The 19,069-nt window shown below is 69.0% G+C and carries 17 protein-coding genes; 15 read left to right on the top strand and 2 right to left on the bottom strand.

Going from position 1 to position 19,069, the window contains the following annotated elements; genetic code table 11:
* Positions 1–348: 348 nt before the first annotated feature.
* On the bottom strand, positions 349–1,578 hold the full coding sequence (locus STRTUCAR8_RS38535; RefSeq protein ID WP_006381753.1) for a DUF349 domain-containing protein: 1,230 nt from the start codon (positions 1,576–1,578) through the stop codon (positions 349–351).
* Between the two features lie 134 nt (positions 1,579–1,712).
* Complete coding sequence (locus STRTUCAR8_RS38530; protein ID WP_006381763.1) at positions 1,713–2,531, bottom strand: peptidylprolyl isomerase; 819 nt, start codon at positions 2,529–2,531, stop codon at positions 1,713–1,715.
* A 178-nt stretch (positions 2,532–2,709) separates the two neighbouring features.
* Between STRTUCAR8_RS38530 and STRTUCAR8_RS38525 the strand changes: the two genes are divergently transcribed.
* From STRTUCAR8_RS38525 to STRTUCAR8_RS38455, 15 genes are all read left to right on the top strand, one after another.
* Positions 2,710–3,432, top strand: coding sequence for an MBL fold metallo-hydrolase (locus STRTUCAR8_RS38525; RefSeq protein ID WP_006381760.1), 723 nt, complete (start codon positions 2,710–2,712; stop codon positions 3,430–3,432).
* A 10-nt stretch (positions 3,433–3,442) separates the two neighbouring features.
* Complete coding sequence (hisS, locus tag STRTUCAR8_RS38520; protein ID WP_006381755.1) at positions 3,443–4,705, top strand: histidine--tRNA ligase; 1,263 nt, start codon at positions 3,443–3,445, stop codon at positions 4,703–4,705.
* A 255-nt stretch (positions 4,706–4,960) separates the two neighbouring features.
* Positions 4,961–5,620: a vitamin K epoxide reductase family protein gene (locus tag STRTUCAR8_RS38515; RefSeq protein ID WP_044473606.1), complete on the top strand. Its 660-nt coding sequence runs from the start codon at positions 4,961–4,963 to the stop codon at positions 5,618–5,620.
* 44 nt (positions 5,621–5,664) lie between these two features.
* The gene (locus tag STRTUCAR8_RS38510) at positions 5,665–7,020 is read left to right on the top strand and encodes a replication-associated recombination protein A (protein WP_044473607.1); all 1,356 of its coding nucleotides are present in this window, start codon (positions 5,665–5,667) and stop codon (positions 7,018–7,020) included.
* Between the two features lie 300 nt (positions 7,021–7,320).
* Entirely contained in the window at positions 7,321–7,935 is a 615-nt protein-coding gene (gene rpsD, locus STRTUCAR8_RS38505; protein ID WP_006381762.1) for a 30S ribosomal protein S4, read from the top strand.
* A 254-nt stretch (positions 7,936–8,189) separates the two neighbouring features.
* Positions 8,190–8,636, top strand: coding sequence for a DUF948 domain-containing protein (locus STRTUCAR8_RS38500; RefSeq protein ID WP_044473605.1), 447 nt, complete (start codon positions 8,190–8,192; stop codon positions 8,634–8,636).
* A gap of 8 nt (positions 8,637–8,644) precedes the next feature.
* Entirely contained in the window at positions 8,645–9,004 is a 360-nt protein-coding gene (locus STRTUCAR8_RS38495) for a hypothetical protein (protein ID WP_006381752.1), read from the top strand.
* Positions 9,004–11,676 (top strand): alanine--tRNA ligase, encoded by a 2,673-nt coding sequence (alaS, locus tag STRTUCAR8_RS38490; protein WP_006381764.1) that lies wholly within the window; start codon positions 9,004–9,006, stop codon positions 11,674–11,676. The genes STRTUCAR8_RS38495 and alaS overlap by 1 nt, the downstream gene beginning before the upstream one ends.
* Positions 11,673–12,158: a Holliday junction resolvase RuvX gene (ruvX, locus tag STRTUCAR8_RS38485; RefSeq protein WP_006381757.1), complete on the top strand. Its 486-nt coding sequence runs from the start codon at positions 11,673–11,675 to the stop codon at positions 12,156–12,158. Before alaS ends, ruvX begins: the two co-directional genes overlap by 4 nt.
* A 125-nt stretch (positions 12,159–12,283) precedes the next feature.
* The gene (mltG, locus tag STRTUCAR8_RS38480) at positions 12,284–14,077 is read left to right on the top strand and encodes an endolytic transglycosylase MltG (protein WP_044473604.1); all 1,794 of its coding nucleotides are present in this window, start codon (positions 12,284–12,286) and stop codon (positions 14,075–14,077) included.
* Entirely contained in the window at positions 14,052–14,906 is an 855-nt protein-coding gene (locus STRTUCAR8_RS38475) for a shikimate dehydrogenase (protein ID WP_044473603.1), read from the top strand. Before mltG ends, STRTUCAR8_RS38475 begins: the two co-directional genes overlap by 26 nt.
* A 168-nt stretch (positions 14,907–15,074) precedes the next feature.
* Complete coding sequence (gene aroC / locus STRTUCAR8_RS38470) at positions 15,075–16,259, top strand: chorismate synthase (RefSeq protein ID WP_006381758.1); 1,185 nt, start codon at positions 15,075–15,077, stop codon at positions 16,257–16,259.
* Positions 16,256–16,771 (top strand): shikimate kinase, encoded by a 516-nt coding sequence (locus tag STRTUCAR8_RS38465; RefSeq protein WP_006381761.1) that lies wholly within the window; start codon positions 16,256–16,258, stop codon positions 16,769–16,771. The genes aroC and STRTUCAR8_RS38465 overlap by 4 nt, the downstream gene beginning before the upstream one ends.
* Positions 16,768–17,862 (top strand): 3-dehydroquinate synthase, encoded by a 1,095-nt coding sequence (gene aroB, locus STRTUCAR8_RS38460; protein ID WP_044473602.1) that lies wholly within the window; start codon positions 16,768–16,770, stop codon positions 17,860–17,862. The genes STRTUCAR8_RS38465 and aroB overlap by 4 nt, the downstream gene beginning before the upstream one ends.
* 197 nt (positions 17,863–18,059) lie before the next feature.
* Positions 18,060–18,965, top strand: a complete 906-nt coding sequence (locus STRTUCAR8_RS38455; protein ID WP_078507444.1) for a Pro-rich N-terminal domain-containing protein — start codon at positions 18,060–18,062, stop codon at positions 18,963–18,965.
* The last annotated feature ends 104 nt before the right edge of the window (positions 18,966–19,069 follow it).

Raw genomic sequence — 19,069 nt, 5'->3', positions numbered from 1 at the left:
CTGGGACGAGGACGGGGAGCTCGTCGACGAGACGCTCCCCAGCAGTTACCAGGGCACCGGATGGACCGCTCGCGAGGAGCAGGTCATCCGCGCCGCTGACCTCCCCAACGTCGAGTAGGAGCAACGACCATGAGTGAGCAGCAGACCCAACAGCCCGAGCAGGCCGCCAACGAGTGCGTGTTCCCCGACTGCCACCGGCCCCGGGTCCCGAAGGACCCCAGCGTGCGCGGGCAGGCGCCGAAGTACTGCGACGACCCCGACCACAACGCCGCCACGGCGTACAAGGCCAAGAACCGGCGCCCCTCTTGCGTCGCGGTGTGCGAGAGAACCGGGAAACCGGCGAACGACCTAGCCGCCGAACTCCTGCAGCCCCTTGAGCGCCTGGTCCAGCAGCGCCTGACGGCCGTCCAGCTCCTTCTGGAGCTTGTCGGCCCTGGCGTTGTTGCCCTGCGCCCGAGCGGTCTCGATCTGGCCGCCGAGCTTGTCCACGGCAGCCTGGAGCTGGCCGGTCAGACCCTCGGCACGCGCGCGTGCCTCCGGGTTCGTCCGGCGCCACTCGGTCTCCTCGGACTCCTGAAGGGCCCGCTCGACCGTGTGCATCCGGCCCTCGACCTTCGGACGCGCGTCGCGCGGCACATGGCCGATGGCCTCCCAGCGCTCGTTGATCGAACGGAACGCGGCCCGAGCGGCCTTCAGGTCCGTGATCGGCAGAAGCTTCTCGGCCTCCTGGGCCAGCTCCTCCTTCAGCTGGAGGTTCTCGGTCTGCTCCGCGTCCCGCTCGGCGAAGACCGAACCGCGCGCCGCGAAGAACACGTCCTGGGCACCGCGGAAGCGGTTCCACAGGTCGTCCTCGTGCTCGCGCTGGGCGCGGCCCGCGGCCTTCCAGTCCGTCATCAGCTCGCGGTAGCGCGCCGCCGTCGGACCCCAGTCCGTCGACGCGGACAGCGCCTCGGCCTCCGCGACCAGCTTCTCCTTGACCTTGCGGGCGTCCTCGCGCTGCGCGTCCAGAGACGCGAAGTGCGCCTTGCGCCGCTTGGAGAACGCCGAGCGGGCGTGCGAGAAGCGGTGCCACAACTCGTCGTCCGACTTCCGGTCGAGCCGCGGCAGCCCCTTCCAGGTGTCTACCAGCGCGCGCAGCCGCTCACCGGCGGACCGCCACTGGTCGGACTGCGCCAGCTCCTCCGCCTCGACGACCAGCGCCTCCTTGGCGTGCCGTGCCTCGTCGGACTGCTTGGCCCGCTGTTGCTTGCGCTCCTCACGGCGGGTCTCGACGGTCTCCACGAGCTTGTCCAGCCGGACCTTCAGCGAGGCCAGATCGCCCACCGCGTGGTGGGCGTCCACCTGCTCGCGGATGTGGTCGATGGCCACCTGCGCGTCCTTCGCGGACAGGTCGGTGGTCTTGACTCGCTTCTCGAGGAGGCCGATCTCGACAACCAGGCCCTCGTACTTGCGCTCGAAGTAGGCCAACGCCTCCTCGGGGGAGCCGGCCTGCCAGGAACCGACGACCTGCTCACCGTCGGCAGTACGCACGTACACGGTCCCCGTCTCGTCGACGCGGCCCCACGGGTCGCTGCTCACAGCGCCTCCTCCACATGATGCCTGCGGAGGGCTCTGCACCCCCGGGCATCGTCCACAGTTTCGTCACGGCCAACATAGGCGACCGGCAGGGATGCTGTCCGCATCCCGCGCGACCGAAGTTTCGCAGTTGGCGATCAGGATTTCGTTACTGTCGCCTTGTTGATCACAACGGTCGCATTCGGTGCGCCGTCGCCCTGTCCCGTGGCCTCACCGGCCGCGGCGATCTTCTTGAGGACCTTCATTCCCGACGCGGAAATCGTGCCGAACGGTGTGTAACTGGGCGGAAGCTGACTGTCCTGGTAGACCAGGAAGAACTGGCTGCCGCCGGTGTGCGCCTGGCCCGTGTTGGCCATCGCGATCGTGCCCGCCGGGTAGATGTTGTTCTTGAGGGTTTTGTCCTTCAGGTTCTCGTCCGGAAGCGTGTAGCCCGGGCCGCCCATGCCGGTGCCCTTCGGGTCACCGCACTGCAGCACGTAGATGCCGTTCGTGGTGAGCCGGTGGCACTTGGTGTGGTCCAGGTAGCCCTTGCTCGCCAGGAAGTTGAACGAGTTCACCGTGTGCGGGGCCGCGGACGTCTTCAGGGCGACGTCGATGTCGCCGCAGGTCGTCGCGAGCTTCAACTCGTACTTCGCCGACTTGTCGATGGTCATCGCCGGCTCCTTCTTCCAGCTCAGCGACTTCACCGCACCCTCGGCCGGCTTCGCACAGGGGTCCGGGGCCTTGCTCGGCGAGGCGCTCGGAGTGACCTCCGCGCTCGCGTTCGACTTGCTGTCGTCGTTCTTGAAGACTCCGGTCGCGTACGACAACACGCTTCCCACGACGATCACGCCGAGGACCGACGCGATCACCGAGTTGCGCACGTTCGCCTTGCGCCGCGCGGCAGTACGCCGCTGCTGCTGCCGCAAGAACTTCTCCCGGGCGAGCTGACGCCGCCGCTGCTCCTGGGTGACCACCGGGTTCTCTCCTCATGCGTCTCGTACGTCAACTGGGACGCGTGCGTCTTGTGTGCCGATCGCCTGCGTGTGCCCCGTACCGTATATGGGTTCGCTGAGGAAACGGCAGCGCCGGTAGGCTCTGCGGCACTGCCATCCACCCCGTACGACCACGTACGCCACAAATCGAAGGACGATCGTGCTCATTGCCGGGTTCCCGGCCGGCGCCTGGGGGACGAACTGTTATCTCGTCGCCCCCGCCGCCGGTGAGGAGTGCGTGATCATCGACCCGGGCCACCAGGCCGCCGAGGGAGTCGAGGAGACGCTCAGAAAACATCGGCTCAAGCCCGTCGCGGTCGTCCTCACCCATGGCCACCTCGACCATGTCGCCTCGGTCGTCCCGGTGTGCGGCGCGCACGGTGTCCCCGCGTGGATCCACCCCGACGACCGCTTCATGATGAGCGACCCGGAGAAGGCGCTCGGCCGCTCCATCGGCATGCAGCTGATGGGCGAGCTGACCATCGGCGAACCGGACGACGTCAAGGAGCTCACGGACGGCGCGCGGCTGGAACTGGCGGGACTCGAACTGAGCGTGGCGCACGCGCCGGGCCATACCAAGGGGTCGGTGACGTTCAGGATGCCCGAGACCACGGACATCCCGTCCGTGTTCTTCTCGGGCGACCTGCTCTTCGCCGGCTCCATCGGACGCACCGACCTGCCCGGCGGTGACATGGCCGAGATGCTCGAATCGCTGGCACGCGTGTGCCTGCCGCTCGACGACTCGACCGTGGTGCTGTCCGGTCACGGCGCCCAGACGACCATCGGCCAGGAGCGCGCCACCAATCCGTATCTGCGGCAGGTGGCGGCCGGCCTTCACGATCGCGGCGAGGGTTCGAACCCCCCTCCCCGACGAGGAATGTGACGAGACACCCGTGAGCACCTTCAAGGCCCCCAAGGGCACGTACGACCTGATCCCGCCGGAGAGCGCGAAGTTCCTGGCGGTACGGGAAGCCATCGCGGCCCCCCTGCGCAACTCCGGCTACGGCTACATCGAGACGCCGGGATTCGAGAACGTCGAACTGTTCGCCCGGGGCGTCGGCGAATCGACGGACATCGTGACGAAGGAGATGTACGCCTTCGAGACCAAGGGCGGCGACAGGCTGGCCCTGCGCCCCGAAGGCACCGCGTCCGTGCTGCGGGCGGCGCTGGAGGCCAACCTCCACAAGCTGGGCAACCTCCCCGTCAAGCTCTGGTACTCCGGCTCGTACTACCGCTACGAGCGCCCCCAGAAGGGCCGCTACCGCCACTTCTCCCAGGTCGGTGCCGAGGCGATCGGAGCGGAGGACCCGGCGCTGGACGCCGAGCTGATCATCCTGGCGGACCAGGCGTACCGCACGCTGGGCCTCCGGAACTTCCGCATCCTGCTGAACAGCCTGGGCGACAAGGAGTGCCGTCCGATCTACCGGGCGGCACTGCAGGACTTCCTCCGGGGCCTCGACCTGGACGAGGAGACGCTGCGCCGGGCCGACATCAACCCGCTGCGGGTGCTGGACGACAAGCGGGACGACGTCCAGAAGCAGCTGGTGGGGGCACCGCTCCTGCGGGACTACCTCTGTGACGCGTGCAAGGCGTACCACGAGGAAGTCCGCGAGCTGATCACCGCGGCCGGCGTCGCCTTCGAGGACGACCCGAAGCTGGTCCGCGGCCTCGACTACTACACGCGTACGACCTTCGAGTTCGTCCACGACGGACTCGGCTCGCAGTCCGCGGTGGGCGGCGGCGGGCGCTACGACGGCCTCTCCGAGATGCTCGGGGGCCCCGCGCTGCCGTCGGTGGGCTGGGCGCTGGGCGTCGACCGTACGGTGCTGGCGCTCGAGGCGGAGGGTGTCGAACTCGAACTCCCGTCCGCGACGAGCGTGTTCGCGGTGCCGCTGGGCGAGGAGGCCCGCCGGGTGCTGTTCGCGAAGGTCACGGAGCTGCGCAAGGTGGGCGTCGCGGCGGACTTCTCGTACGGGGCCAAGGGGCTCAAAGCGGCCATGAAGGCGGCCAACAGGTCCGGCGCCCGCTTCGCACTCGTCGCCGGTGAGCGCGACCTCGCCGAGGGCGTGGTCCAGCTCAAGGACATGGAGTCCGGGGAGCAGACGGCGATCGGCGTGAACGAGATCGTCGCCGAACTGGAGTCGAGGCTGGGCTGAGGCAGAGGGGGCGCCCTCGTCCCCTCTGTCGTCGAACGCCGGACCAGCTGAACCCGACGTCGCGGACCGTCAACTCGGCGGCCGCCGATTCGTCCTGGCAGAGGAATTCGATCCGGAGCGGCACGCGCGTGGCCCGTCGCCGCTCCGGGGCAACCGGGTGTGCCTCCTTATGTCCACCGAACGGTGGACACGCGCCCGCGTGCGGCACAATGACCGTGCCCGCCAACCCCCCTCTCGAAGCAACGGAACGGCGTGATGACCAAGACGACAGTGCTGAAGGACGGCGCCTCCACCGACCAGCCCGAACCCCCCGCCGAGGCCTCGCGCTCCGTGGGCGGCAGTCGTGCGTTCGCCGTGATGCTGTTGCTCACCGGCGCGGCCGGACTGCTGGCGGCGTGGGTCATCACGATCGACAAGTTCAAGCTGCTCGAAGCCAAGGTCGCGGGCACGACGTTCACGCCCGGCTGCAGCCTCAACCCCGTGGTGTCCTGCGGCAGCGTGATGGAGAGCAAGCAGGCCGCCGCCTTCGGGTTTCCCAACCCGATGCTCGGCCTCGTCGCCTACGGCATCGTCATCTGCGTCGGCATGAGCCTGCTGGGCCGGGCCCGCTTCCCGCGCTGGTACTGGCTCACCTTCAACGCGGGCACCCTCTTCGGTGTCGGATTCTGCACCTGGCTGCAGTTCCAGTCCCTGTACCGGATCAACGCGCTGTGCCTGTGGTGCTCCCTGGCCTGGGTCGCGACGATCATCATGTTCTGGTACGTGACCTCGTTCAACGTGAGGAACGGTTTCATCCCCGCGCCGAAGTGGCTCAGGAGCTTCTTCGGCGAGTTCACCTGGGTCGTGCCGGTCCTGCACATCGGCATCATCGGGATGCTGATCCTGACCCGCTGGTGGGACTTCTGGACCAGCTGACCGGGCTGGGCCGACTGTCAGTGCCGTGACATAGGGTTTTGGACGTGGAACCCGACCTCTTCACCGCCGCGGCGGAAGCCCGCCAGGAGAAGGACCCGTCCGGAAGCCCCCTGGCCGTGCGGATGCGTCCGCGCGTCCTCGACGAGGTCGTGGGCCAGCAGCACCTGCTGAAGCCGGGGTCACCACTCCGCCGGCTCGTCGGCGAGAGCGCGGGCGGACCGGCCGGACCGTCGTCCGTGCTCCTCTGGGGGCCGCCGGGCACCGGCAAGACCACCCTGGCGTACGTGGTCTCCAAGGCCACCGACAAGCGCTTCGTCGAGCTGTCGGCGATCACGGCGGGCGTCAAGGAGGTCCGCGCGGTCATCGACGGGGCCCGCCGCGCCACCGGCGGCTTCGGCAAGGAGACCGTCCTCTTCCTCGACGAGATCCACCGCTTCAGCAAGGCCCAGCAGGACTCCCTGCTGCCCGCCGTCGAGAACCGCTGGGTGACCCTGATCGCGGCGACCACCGAGAACCCGTACTTCTCGGTGATCTCGCCCCTCCTCTCCCGGTCCCTCCTCCTCACCCTCGAACCGCTCACGGACGACGACCTGCGCGGCCTGCTGCGTCGCGCGCTCACCGACGAGCGCGGCCTCAAGAGCGCCGTCACCCTCCCCGAGGACACCGAGGAACACTTCCTGCGGATCGCCGGCGGAGACGCCCGCCGGGCCCTGACCGCGCTGGAGGCCGCCGCGGGCGCCGCGCTCGACAAGGGCGACGGGGAGATCACCCTCCAGACACTGGAGGAGACCGTCGACCGGGCGGCCGTGAAGTACGACCGTGACGGCGACCAGCACTACGACGTCGCCAGCGCCCTCATCAAGTCCATCCGGGGCTCCGACGTCGACGCTGCCCTGCACTACCTCGCCCGCATGATCGAGGCCGGCGAGGACCCCCGCTTCATCGCCCGCCGTCTGATGATCTCCGCCAGCGAGGACATCGGCCTCGCCGATCCCAACGCCCTGCCCATAGCTGTCGCCGCCGCGCAGGCCGTCGCCATGATCGGCTTCCCGGAGGCCGCCCTCACCCTCAGCCACGCCACCATCGCTCTCGCCCTGGCCCCCAAGTCCAACGCCGCGACCATGGCGATCGGCGCCGCCATGGAGGACGTACGCAAAGGTCATGCGGGCCCCGTGCCGATGCATCTGCGGGACGGGCACTACAAGGGCGCCGCCAAGCTCGGCCACGCACAGGGGTACGTGTACCCGCACGACCTGCCCGAGGGGATCGCCGAGCAGCAGTACGCGCCGGAGGAACTCAAGGACCGTACGTACTACGAACCGACCCGGCACGGAGCCGAGGCCAGATACGCGGACGCGGTCGAGTGGACCAGGAAACACCTCGGTCGAAAGCGGTCCTGAGCAGCCTGTAGAATCCTGCGCAGTGCTGCGTCCCGTGTCCGGCTTCGGCCGGCGCCTCAGGCGGGACAACCAGCCGGATCTTCTGATCCAGGAGCGTCGCGCACCTTCGTAGGTGTCGCGGGCAGCCCACCACCATCCGGGATTCCGGGAACGGTCGGTGGGCCGTTCGTGTGCTGCACGTATGTGCCCAGCACAGGGGAACGGCTGCCTGGCAAGTCCCTCGTGGACCTGCCGGGAATCCCCGGCTGCGGATGCGACCTCCCGTAACCCTGAGGCAGCCGAAAAGGAAAAGGAAAAGAAGTGGCGAACCAGTCCCGCCCCAAGGTCAAGAAGTCGCGTGCCCTCGGCATCGCGCTGACCCCGAAGGCCGTCAAGTACTTCGAGGCCCGTCCCTACCCGCCGGGTGAGCACGGTCGTGGCCGCAAGCAGAACTCGGACTACAAGGTCCGTCTGCTGGAGAAGCAGCGTCTGCGTGCGCAGTACGACGTGTCCGAGCGCCAGCTCGTCCGCGCCTACGAGCGTGCCGCCAAGACGCAGGGCAAGACCGGTGAGGCCCTGGTCATCGAGCTGGAGCGTCGTCTCGACGCCCTGGTTCTGCGTTCGGGCATCGCCCGCACGATCTACCAGGCCCGCCAGATGGTCGTCCACGGCCACATCGAGGTCAACGGTGGCAAGGTCGACAAGCCGTCGTTCCGTGTCCGTCCCGACGACGTCGTGATGGTCCGCGAGCGCAGCCGCAGCAAGACGCTGTTCGAGGTCGCGCGCGCCGGTGGCTTCGCCCCCGACGGTGAGACCCCGCGCTACCTGCAGGTGAACCTCGGCGCCCTGGCCTTCCGCCTGGACCGCGAGCCGAACCGCAAGGAGATCCCGGTGATCTGCGACGAGCAGCTCGTCGTCGAGTACTACGCCCGCTGATCCAGCGGTCGCAGCACTTGGTACCACTGGCTTCGCGCCTCGGCCCGTCGTTTCCCCGCCCTCACCGGCGGGGGAGCGGCGGGCTTTCGCGTACGGCCCCCGACCGCGTACGGCCGCCGACCCGGCGGGCCCTCGTCCGGGTACGGAGAGCCACCTCCGGCGCGATAGGGTCGGGGGCGACTTTCGAAGTACTCGGAACACACGTGAAGTACCCCAGAGTTCAGTCGATCTACGAGCGCAGAGAGCGGTGCGGTGTGACCGGTGGAGAGGTTGCCGGGATCCTGGTGGCCGTCTTCTGGGCGATTCTGGTCTCCTTCCTCGCCGTGGCTCTGGTGAGGCTGGCCCAGACGCTCAGGGCGACGACGAAACTGGTCGCGGAGGTGACGGACCAGGCCGTGCCGCTGCTGGCCGACGCCTCCCAGGCCGTGCGCTCCGCACAGACACAGATCGACCGGGTCGACGCCATCGCCACCGACGTCCAGGAGGTCACCTCCAACGCGTCGGCGCTGTCCACCACCGTCGCCTCGACCTTCGGCGGCCCGCTCGTCAAGGTCGCCGCGTTCGGCTACGGCGTACGCCGGGCGATGAGCCGCACCAAGGACGGCGAGGCGCCCGTACCCGAGCGGGCCCGGCGCACCGTCATCGTCGGTCGCACCGTACCGGCCCCGAAGGGCCAAAAGCGCCGCAGGCAGAAGGGCTGAACCCCGTCATGTTCCGCCGTACGTTCTGGTTCACCGCGGGCGCCGCGGCCGGTGTGTGGGCCACCACCAAGGTCAACCGCAAGATCCGGCAGCTGACCCCCGAGCACCTCGCCGCGCAGGCCGCCAACAAGGCGATCGAGGCCGGCCACCGCGTCAAGGACTTCGCCCTCGACGTGCGGGCCGGGATGGTCCAGCGCGAGGCGGAGCTGGGTGAGGCACTCGGGATCGCCGAACCCCCGGGCCGCCGCCTGCCCCCGCAACGGCGGCCCGCCGCCCTCGACCGGGGCGCGGAAAACCTGAAGCACGATGAGAAGCACTACGGGATGCTGGACAACACGCACCCGTACAACCGGAATGAGGACCACTGATGGAGTCGGCTGAAATTCGTCGCCGCTGGCTGAGCTTCTTCGAGGAGCGCGGCCACACCGTCGTCCCTTCGGCGTCGCTCATCGCGGACGACCCGACTCTCCTCCTGGTCAACGCGGGCATGGTCCCCTTCAAGCCGTACTTCCTCGGTGAGACGAAGCCGCCCGCCCCGCGCGCCACCAGCGTGCAGAAGTGCGTGCGCACGCCCGACATCGAAGAGGTCGGCAAGACCACCCGGCACGGCACGTTCTTCCAGATGTGCGGCAACTTCTCCTTCGGGGACTACTTCAAGGAAGGAGCCATCAAGTACGCCTGGGACCTGCTCACCAACTCCGTCGCCGACGGTGGCTACGGCCTTGACCCCGAGAAGCTCTGGATCACCGTCTACCTCGACGACGACGAGGCCGAGCAGATCTGGCGCGAGCAGATCGGCGTCCCGGCCGAGCGCATCCAGCGCCTGGGCAAGAAGGACAACTTCTGGTCCATGGGCGTCCCCGGACCGTGCGGCCCCTGCTCCGAGATCAACTACGACCGCGGCCCCGAGTTCGGCGTCGAGGGCGGCCCGGCCGTCAACGACGAGCGCTACGTGGAGATCTGGAACCTGGTCTTCATGCAGTACGAGCGCGGCGCCGGCGACGGCAAGGAGGACTTCCCGATCCTCGGGGACCTGCCGTCGCAGAACATCGACACCGGTCTCGGCCTCGAACGACTCGCCATGATCCTGCAGGGCGTACAGAACATGTACGAGACCGACACCCTGCGCGTCGTCATGGACAAGGCCACCGAGCTGACCGGTGTGCGCTACGGCGAGAAGCACAACTCCGACGTCTCCATGCGCGTGGTCGCCGACCACATCCGTACGTCCGTCATGCTCATCGGCGACGGCGTCACCCCCGGCAACGAGGGGCGCGGTTACGTGCTGCGCCGCATCATGCGCCGCGCCATCCGCAACATGCGCCTGATGGGCGCCTCCGGGCCGGTCGTCGCCGATCTCGTCGACGTCGTCATCAAGACGATGGGCCAGCAGTACCCGGAGCTCGTCACCGACCGTAAGCGCATCGAGACCGTGGCCCTCGCCGAGGAGGCCGCCTTCCTCAAGGCCCTCAAGGGCGGCACCAACATCCTCGACACCGCCGTCACCGAGACCAAGCAGGCCGGCGGCAGGATCCTCTCCGGCGACAAGGCGTTCCTGCTCCACGACACCTGGGGCTTCCCGATCGACCTCACCCTCGAAATGGCCGCCGAACAGGGCCTTTCCGTGGACGAGGACGGCTTCCGGCGCCTGATGAAGGAACAGCGGGACCGCGCCAAGGCCGACGCCAAGGCCAAGAAGACCGGTCACGCCGACATGGGCGCCTACCGTGAGATCGCCGACGCCGCCGGTGAGACCGAGTTCTTCGGGTACGACCGTACCGAGGGCGAGTCGACAGTCGTCGGCATCCTCGTCGACGGTGTCTCCTCCCCGGCCGCCACCGAGGGCGACGAGGTCGAGATCGTCCTCGACCGCACCCCGTTCTACGCCGAGGGCGGCGGCCAGATCGGCGACACCGGCCGGATCAGGATCGACACCGGTGCCGTCATCGAGATCCGCGACTGCCAGAAGCCGGTGCCCGGGGTGTACGTCCACAAGGGCGTCGTCCAGGTCGGCGAGGTCACCGTGGGCGCCAAGGCCCAGGCCGCCATCGACGTGCGCCGCCGCAAGGCCATCGCCCGCGCCCACTCGGCCACCCACCTCACCCACCAGGCCCTGCGTGACGCCCTCGGCCCGACGGCCGCCCAGGCCGGTTCCGAGAACCAGCCGGGCCGCTTCCGCTTCGACTTCGGTTCCCCGTCCGCCGTACCGACGGCCGTGATGACCGACGTCGAGCAGCAGATCAACGAGGTGCTCGCCCGCGACCTGGACGTGCACGCCGAGATCCTCAGCCTCGACGAGGCCAAGAAGCAGGGCGCCATCGCCGAGTTCGGCGAGAAGTACGGCGAGCGCGTGCGCGTCGTGACGATCGGCGACTTCTCCAAGGAGCTGTGCGGCGGAACCCACGTCCACAACACCGCCCAGCTCGGGCTGGTGAAGCTGCTCGGCGAATCGTCCATCGGTTCGGGTGTCCGGCGTATCGAGGCCCTGGTCGGCGTGGACGCCTACAACTTCCTGGCCCGGGAGCACACGGTCGTCGCTCAGCTCCAGGAGCTGGTCAAGGGCCGCCCCGAGGAGCTTCCGGAGAAGGTCTCCGCCATGCTCGGCAAGCTGAAGGACGCGGAGAAGGAGATCGAGAAGTTCCGCGCCGAGAAGGTACTCCAGGCTGCCGCCGGTCTCGCCCAGGGCGCCAAGGACGTACGCGGTGTGGCTCTCGTCACCGGCCAGGTTCCGGACGGCACGAGCGCCGATGACCTGCGCAAGCTGGTCCTCGACGTACGCGGTCGCATCCAGGGCGGCCGGGCCGCCGTCGTCGCACTCTTCACCACGGCCAACGGCAAGCCGCTGACGGTCATCGCCACCAACGAGGCCGCCCGCGAGCGCGGTCTCAAGGCGGGCGACCTGGTTCGTACGGCTGCCAAGACCCTCGGCGGTGGCGGTGGCGGCAAGCCGGACGTCGCCCAGGGCGGTGGCCAGAACCCGGCTGCCGTCGGCGAGGCCGTCGACGCCGTCGAACGCCTTGTGGCGGAAACGGCCAAGTGAGCGGCGACGGAAACACCCTGCGCCGCGGCCGTCGACTCGCGATCGACGTCGGGGACGCCCGGATCGGGGTCGCCTCGTGCGATCCCGACGGGATCCTCGCCACTCCGGTGGAGACGGTCCCGGGCAGGGACGTTCCCGCAGCTCAGCGTAGGTTGAAGGAACTCGTCGACGAGTACGAACCCATCGAGGTCGTCGTCGGCCTCCCTCGCTCCCTCAAGGGGAGCGAGGGCCCCGCCGCCGTGAAGGTCCGAGGCTTCGCCGACCTGTTGGCCCGGCTCATCGCGCCGATCCCGGTGCGTCTGGTGGACGAGCGCATGACGACGGTGACGGCCAGTCAGGGACTGCGCGCATCTGGCGTGAAATCGAAAAAGGGCAGATCGGTCATTGACCAGGCCGCGGCCGTGATCATCCTGCAGCAGGCCCTGGAATCCGAACGAGTGTCAGGTAAAGCACCCGGCGAGGGCGTCGAAGTGGTCATCTGATCGCGATACGGTAACGTTCCGCGCGATTGTGGCTCTGTTCGAACAGTAGCCGCACAGTAAGAGGCGGAACGGTAGCGGCGATGTGGGGGCCGCGTGATCGGCCGCCTCGCGGCTCTAGGGGATTGATGACTGAGTATGGCCGGGGCCCAGGCTCCGAACCGTGGCATCCGGAGGACCCGTTGTACGGGGACGGCGGATGGGAAGGACAGCAGGCCCAGGCCGACCAGTCCTCCTACGGCGGCCAGCCGCAGCACTACCCGCAGCAGCCCCAGCAGCCTCAGCAGTCCCAGTACGGCGACTGGGGCGCCGACGGCCAGCAGGCCGCCTATGGTCAGGCTCAGCAGCAGTACCCCCACCAGCAGTACCCACAGCAGTATCAGCAGCAGCCCCAGCAACAGCAGTACCCGCCGCAGCAGTACGGCGACCCCGCGCAGCAGCAGTACGTCGATCAGGGCCAGCAGCAGTACGCGGGCGGCGGCTGGAACGCCGGTCAGCAGGCGCAGGTTCCGTACATCGCCGACCCCACGGATCCGTACGCCCAGCAGGCCGTCGCGTACGGCGGCGAGCAGCCCGACTACTACGGCACGCCTGACGCGTACCCGCCGCCGCAGCCGCCGGCCAGGCGCCGTCCCGAGCCGGAACCAGAGCCCGAGCCGGAACCTCAGGCCGGCTGGGACCCCGGTCCCGACCAGGGTGAGCACGCCTTCTTCGCGAGCGGTGACGATGACGACGAGCCCGAGGAAGAGGCGGAGGGGCGCCGGGGTCGCGGCGACCGAAAGGGCCGGGACGACGGGAAGAACAAGAAGGCCGGGAAGAACAAGGCCGACAAGGGTAAGAAGGGCCGCACCGGTACGGCCTGCCTGGTTGTCGTGCTGGTGTTCGGTGGCGGCATCGCCGGAATCGGATATTTCGGGTACCAGTTCTACCAAAATCGTTTCGGCCCGGCTCCCGACTACGCGGGCGACGGCGTGAGCGCGACAGTGACGGTCGAGATCCCCAAGGGTGCGGGTGGCTATGAGATCGGCCAGGCGCTGAAAGAAAAAGGTGTCGTCAAAAGTGTCGACGCCTTTGTCTCCGCCCAGTCGGACAATCCCGACGGGAAGAAGATCCAGGCCGGCGTCTATGTCCTGAACAAGGAGATGTCCGGCAAGAGTGCCGTCACGTTGATGCTCGATCCCAAGAGCCAGAACAACATGATCGTCGCTCCCGGGCAGCGCAATGTTCAGGTCTACGCGGCCATCGACAAGAAGCTCGATCTTGCCGCCGGTACCACCGCGAAGGTCGCCAAGAAGGATTACAAGAGTTTCGGCCTGCCGGACTGGGCGAACGACAACAAGGAAATCAAGGACCCGCTGGAAGGTTTCCTCTACCCGACGACCTATCCGGCCGCCAAGGGGATGAAGCCGGCGGAAGTCCTGAAGGAAATGGTCACGGCGGCGACCGCCAAGTACGAGACGCTGGATCTTGAAGCCAAGGCGAAGACGCTCGACCTGGAGAGCCCGCTGCAGGTCATCACGGTGGCGAGTCTCGTCCAGGCCGAGGGTGTCACTCACGACGACTTCAGGAAGATGGCCTCTGTCGTCTACAACCGCCTCAAGACGTCGAACGACATCACCAACCAGAAGCTCGAATTCGACTCAACATACAATTATCTCAAAAACCAGAGCAAAATCAATATTTCCACGTCGGAGATCCGGAGCTACGACGACCCGTACAACACGTACTTCTACCGGGGTCTGCCGCCTGGGCCGATCGGAAATCCCAGTGACGACGCGCTGAAGGCCGCACTGAATCCCGACGGTGGTGCATGGATGTTCTTCATCTCTCTCGACGGCAAGACGACCAAGTTCACCAAGACCTTGTCCGAACACGAAGAGTTGGTCCGGCAATTCAATGCGCAACGTAAAAGCGGCAGCTGAGCGCGGAGGGGGACGCCGGGCCGCAGTGCTCGGTTCCCCCATCGCCCACTCCCTCTCGCCGGTGCTGCACCGTGCCGCCTACGCGGAACTCGGGCTCACCGACTGGACCTACGACCGATTCGAGGTCGACGAGGGGGGCCTGCCGGGATTCCTGGGAGAACTCGGGCCGGAATGGGCGGGGCTCTCGCTCACCATGCCGCTCAAGCGCGTGGTCATCCCGTGGCTCGACGAGATCAGCGAGACGGCCGCGTCGGTCGAGGCCGTCAACACCGTCGTGTTCGGCGCGGACGGGCGGTGCGTCGGGGACAACACCGACATCCCCGGGATCGTGGGCGCCCTGCGCGAGCACGGCATCGAACAGGTCGACTCCGCCGCGATCCTCGGCGCCGGCGCCACCGCCTCCTCCGCGCTCGCCGCGCTGGCCCGGATCTGCACCGGCGAGGTCGTCGTCTACGTCCGCAGCGAGGCCCGGGCCGTCGAGATGCGCCAGTGGGGGGAACGCCTCGACATCGAGGTCCGTACGGCGGACTGGTCGGACGCGGCCCGAGCGCTGCACGCCCCGCTGGTGATCGCCACCACCCCGGCCGGGGCCACGGACGAGCTGTCCGGCGCCGTTCCGGAACGGGCGGCGACCCTCTTCGACGTTCTCTACCACCCCTGGCCGACCGATCTGGCGGCCCGCTGGTCTGCGTACGGCGGGGCGGTCGTCAGCGGGCTCGACCTGCTCGTGCACCAGGCGGTGCTTCAGGTGGAACAGATGACCGGGCTCACCCCCGGCCCGCTGGGTGCCATGCGCAGGGCGGGCGAGAAGGCACTCGTGGACCGCTGACCCGATTCCGTGCGGCGTCCGGCTGCTGGACCGCCGATCAGGCATTCGGCCCGGACGTGGGAGGATCGGGAGGTGGCGGGCCTGGGCCGCGCACCCGGTCACGCCGTCGCCGTACGCGAGGACGCGCGTACGCAGGGCAGTACCAGGGCGCGAGTATGAGGAGCACCGTTGAGCAGGTTGCGCTGGTTGACCGCGGGGGAGTCCCACGGTCCCGCACTCGTCGCGACGCTGGAGGGTCTTCCCGCCGGCGTGCCCATCACCACGGAGTTGGTGGCGGACCACCTGGCGAGGCGTCGGCTCGGTTATGGGCGCGGTGCCCGGATGAAGTTCGAGCAGGACGAGATCACGTTCCTGGGTGGTGTGCGGCACGGTCTGTCCATGGGTTCGCCGGTCGCGGTGATGGTCGGGAACACGGAGTGGCCGAAGTGGGAGCAGGTGATGGCGGCCGACCCGGTGGATCCGGAGGTCCTGGCCGGTCTGGCCCGTAACGCCCCGCTGACGCGTCCCCGCCCCGGGCACGCGGACCTCGCGGGGATGCAGAAGTACGGCTTCGAGGAGGCCCGCCCGATCCTGGAACGTGCCTCCGCGCGGGAGACGGCGGCGCGGGTGGCGTTGGGTGCGGTGGCCCGTTCGTTCCTGAAGGCGGCGGCCGGGATCGAGATCGTGTCGCACGTGGTGGAGCTGGCGGCGGCGAAGGCTCCGTACGGCGTCTACCCGAAGCCCTCGGACGTGGAGAGGCTGGACGCGGATCCGGTGCGCTGTCTGGACGCGGACGCGTCGAAGGCGATGGTCGCGGAGATCGACCAGGCTCACAAGGACGGCGACACCCTGGGTGGTGTCGTCGAGGTGCTGGCGTACGGCGTTCCGGTCGGTCTGGGCTCGCATGTGCACTGGGACCGCAGGCTGGATGCCCGGTTGGCGGCCGCGTTGATGGGGATCCAGGCGATCAAGGGTGTCGAGGTCGGTGACGGTTTCGACCTCGCGCGCGTGCCCGGCTCGAAGGCGCATGACGAGATCGTCCCCACCGAGGACGGTATCCGGCGCGCGACGGGGCGCTCCGGTGGTACCGAGGGCGGTCTGTCGACGGGTGAACTGCTGCGGGTGCGGGCGGCGATGAAGCCGATCGCGACCGTGCCGCGCGCGCTCCGGACGGTCGATGTGGTGACCGGGGAGGCGACGCAGGCGCATCACCAGCGTTCCGACGTGTGTGCGGTCCCGGCGGCCGGGATCGTCGCGGAGGCGATGGTGGCCCTGGTTCTGGCGGACGCGGTGGTGGAGAAGTTCGGGGGCGACAGTGTGCCCGAGACGCGCCGCAACGTGAAGTCCTACCTCGAACACCTGATCGTCCGATGAGCCCTTCGCAGATTGTGCTGGTCGGGCCGATGGGCGTCGGCAAGTCCACCGTCGGGCGGCTGCTGGCCGAGCGGCTCGGGTGCTCGTACCGGGACACGGACGACGACATCGTCGCCGAACAGGGCCGCACGATCGCCGACATCTTCGTCGACGAGGGCGAACCGGCCTTCCGGGCCGTCGAGAAGCAGGCGGTCCAGCGGGCGCTGGCCGAACACGACGGCGTCCTCGCCCTCGGCGGCGGCTCGATCCTCGACGAGGACACCCGCAAGCTGCTGGCCGGGCACCGGGTCGTCTATCTCTCGATGGACGTCGAGGAAGCGGTTCACCGCACCGGCCTGAACGCGGCCCGCCCCCTGCTGGCGGTCAACCCGCGCCGGCAGTGGCGGGAGCTGATGGAGGCGCGCCGCCATCTGTACACGGAGGTCGCCGACGCGGTCGTCGCCACCGATGGCCGTACGCCCGAAGAGGTCACCCAAGCCGTTCTGGACGCACTGGAGTTGAAGTCAGCATGAGCACCGAGGCAGTGACGCGGATCCAGGTCGGCGGCACCGCGGGCAGCGATCCGTACGAGGTCCTGATCGGCCGGCGGCTCCTGGAGGAGCTGGGCGGGCTGATCGGGCCCCGGGCGAAGCGGGTCGCGGTGATCCACCCGGAGGCGCTCGCGGAGACGGGTGAGGCGCTGCGCGCCGACCTGGCGGACCAGGGCTTCGAGACGGTCGCCATCCAGGTGCCAAACGCGGAGGAGGCCAAGACCGCGGAGGTGGCCGCCTACTGCTGGAAGGCGCTCGGCCAGTCCAACTTCACCCGCACCGACGTCATCGTCGGCGTCGGTGGCGGGGCGACCACCGACCTGGCCGGCTTCGTCGCCGCGACCTGGCTGCGCGGGGTGCGCTGGATCGCGATCCCCACTACGGTACTGGCGATGGTGGACGCGGCGGTCGGCGGCAAGACCGGCATCAACACCGCCGAGGGCAAGAACCTCGTCGGCTCCTTCCACCCGCCCGCCGGTGTGCTGTGCGACCTGGCGGCGCTGGACTCGCTCCCCGTCAACGACTACGTGTCCGGGCTCGCGGAGATCATCAAGGCCGGTTTCATCGCCGACCCGGTGATCCTGGAGCTGATCGAGGCCGACCCGCAGGCCGCCCGCAGCCCGTCCGGCCCGCACACCGCCGAGCTGATCGAGCGCTCGATCAAGGTGAAGGCGGAGGTCGTCTCCTCGGACCTGAAGGAGTCGGGCCTGCGCGAGATCCTCAACTACGGGCACACGCTCGCGCACGCCATCGAGAAGAACGAGCGCTACCAGTGGCGGCACGGCGCGGCCGTCTCCGTCGGTATGCACTTCGCGGCCGAACTGGGCCGCCTCGCGGGCCGGTTGGACGACGCGACGGCCGACCGGCACCGTACGGTCCTGGAGTCCGTCGGACTGCCGCTGCACTACCGCTACGACCAGTGGCCCAAGCTGCTGGAGACGATGAAGCTCGACAAGAAGTCGCGGGGCAACCTGCTGCGGTTCATCGTCCTTGACGGACTGGCCAAGCCGACCGTCCTGGAGGGCCCTGACCCGGCCGTCCTCCTCGCCGCCTACGGCGAAGTGGGGGAGTAGCTCCCCACTCGGGCGCTTGGCCCGATTCGCTTGTGGCGATGGGCACTTCGGGCTGTTCCGGGCCGTTCACCAAACGGCGGCCCGGGACGGTACCGTTCGGGTGGAAGTCCCCCCACTGCTTCCGGGCAGTGGGGGAGAGCAGGGTTCGTGCCCCGCCGACCAGCGCCAATCGCCTGTACGAGATGGAGTGGCACCGGATGCAGGACGCAGTGGGGTCTCCGCTGCCGCCGCCCCACCAGCCGGGGCCAGGACCGGTCGCCGACTGGTCGTCGGCCGCCCCGCACGCGGGGCAGCAACACCCGGGCGCGCACCCGGGTTCCGCACCCCCGAACCGACCGCCGGCTCCGGCTCCGGTCTACACCGGCCAAGTCCCCTCGGGGCCGGGTCCGCAGGCCCAGCATCCGCCCGTCCCCCAGCACGCTCCCGTTCCGCAGCACGCCCAGGTGCCGCCCACACCGGACACCACCGGCCATATGCGGCTGCCCCAGGGCGACTTCGTCCCGACGCCGGGTCCACCGCCCGCCACCGGGCCCGTCGACCCGTCCTCCGCACCCCTCGCCGTGCTGCTGATCGGCCCCGCGGGCGCCGGGAAGACGAGCGTCGCGAAGTACTGGGCGGACCATCGCCGGGTGCCCACCGCGCACATCAGCCTCGACGACGTACGCGAATGGGTCCGCTCGGGCTTCGCCGACCCGCAGTCCGGGTGGAACGATCATTCTGAGGCGCAGTACCGTCTCGCCCGCCGCACCTGTGGCTTCGCCGCGCGCAACTTCCTGGCCAACGGCATCTCGTGCATCCTCGACGACGCGGTCTTTCCCGACCGGCCGGTCGTCGGCCTCGGCGGCTGGAAGCGGCATGTGGGGCCAGGTCTGCTGCCGGTCGTGCTGCTGCCGGGCCTGGAGATCGTCCTGGAGCGCAATGCCGAGCGCTCCGGCAACCGCCGCCTCACGGACGAGGAGGTCGCCCGTATCCACGGCCGGATGGCGGGCTGGTACGGCTCCGGCCTCCCGATCATCGACAACTCCCAGCTCGACGTCCCGGCGACCGCCCGGGTCCTGGACGACGTCCTCGCGCGGCTGCTGGCCAGCCCGCCCAAGTGGTAGTCGGGGAAGCGGGTCAGGGTACCCCCGGCACCGGGCGCGTGCCTGCCGGCCGCTGAGCGTCGTCCGCCGGTTTGGGCTGAGCCGAACGAGTGATCGCCCCCGCC

It is taken from the genome of Streptomyces turgidiscabies Car8 (genome assembly GCF_000331005.1).
GTDB lineage: Bacteria > Actinomycetota > Actinomycetes > Streptomycetales > Streptomycetaceae > Streptomyces > Streptomyces turgidiscabies.
The sequence above is the reverse complement of the archived record's forward strand: the minus strand, read 5'-3'. Positions and strand labels throughout refer to the sequence as shown.

Coding starts and splice junctions, on each gene's coding strand:
- aroB (WP_044473602.1), top strand. CDS start 16,768: ATGAGCACCGAGGCAGTGACGCGGATCCAGGTCGGCGGCACCGCGGGC.
- mltG (WP_044473604.1), top strand. CDS start 12,284: ATGACTGAGTATGGCCGGGGCCCAGGCTCCGAACCGTGGCATCCGGAG.
- alaS (WP_006381764.1), top strand. CDS start 9,004: ATGGAGTCGGCTGAAATTCGTCGCCGCTGGCTGAGCTTCTTCGAGGAG.
- STRTUCAR8_RS38475 (WP_044473603.1), top strand. CDS start 14,052: ATGCGCAACGTAAAAGCGGCAGCTGAGCGCGGAGGGGGACGCCGGGCC.
- STRTUCAR8_RS38515 (WP_044473606.1), top strand. CDS start 4,961: ATGACCAAGACGACAGTGCTGAAGGACGGCGCCTCCACCGACCAGCCC.
- STRTUCAR8_RS38495 (WP_006381752.1), top strand. CDS start 8,645: ATGTTCCGCCGTACGTTCTGGTTCACCGCGGGCGCCGCGGCCGGTGTG.
- STRTUCAR8_RS38455 (WP_078507444.1), top strand. CDS start 18,060: ATGCAGGACGCAGTGGGGTCTCCGCTGCCGCCGCCCCACCAGCCGGGG.
- STRTUCAR8_RS38465 (WP_006381761.1), top strand. CDS start 16,256: ATGAGCCCTTCGCAGATTGTGCTGGTCGGGCCGATGGGCGTCGGCAAG.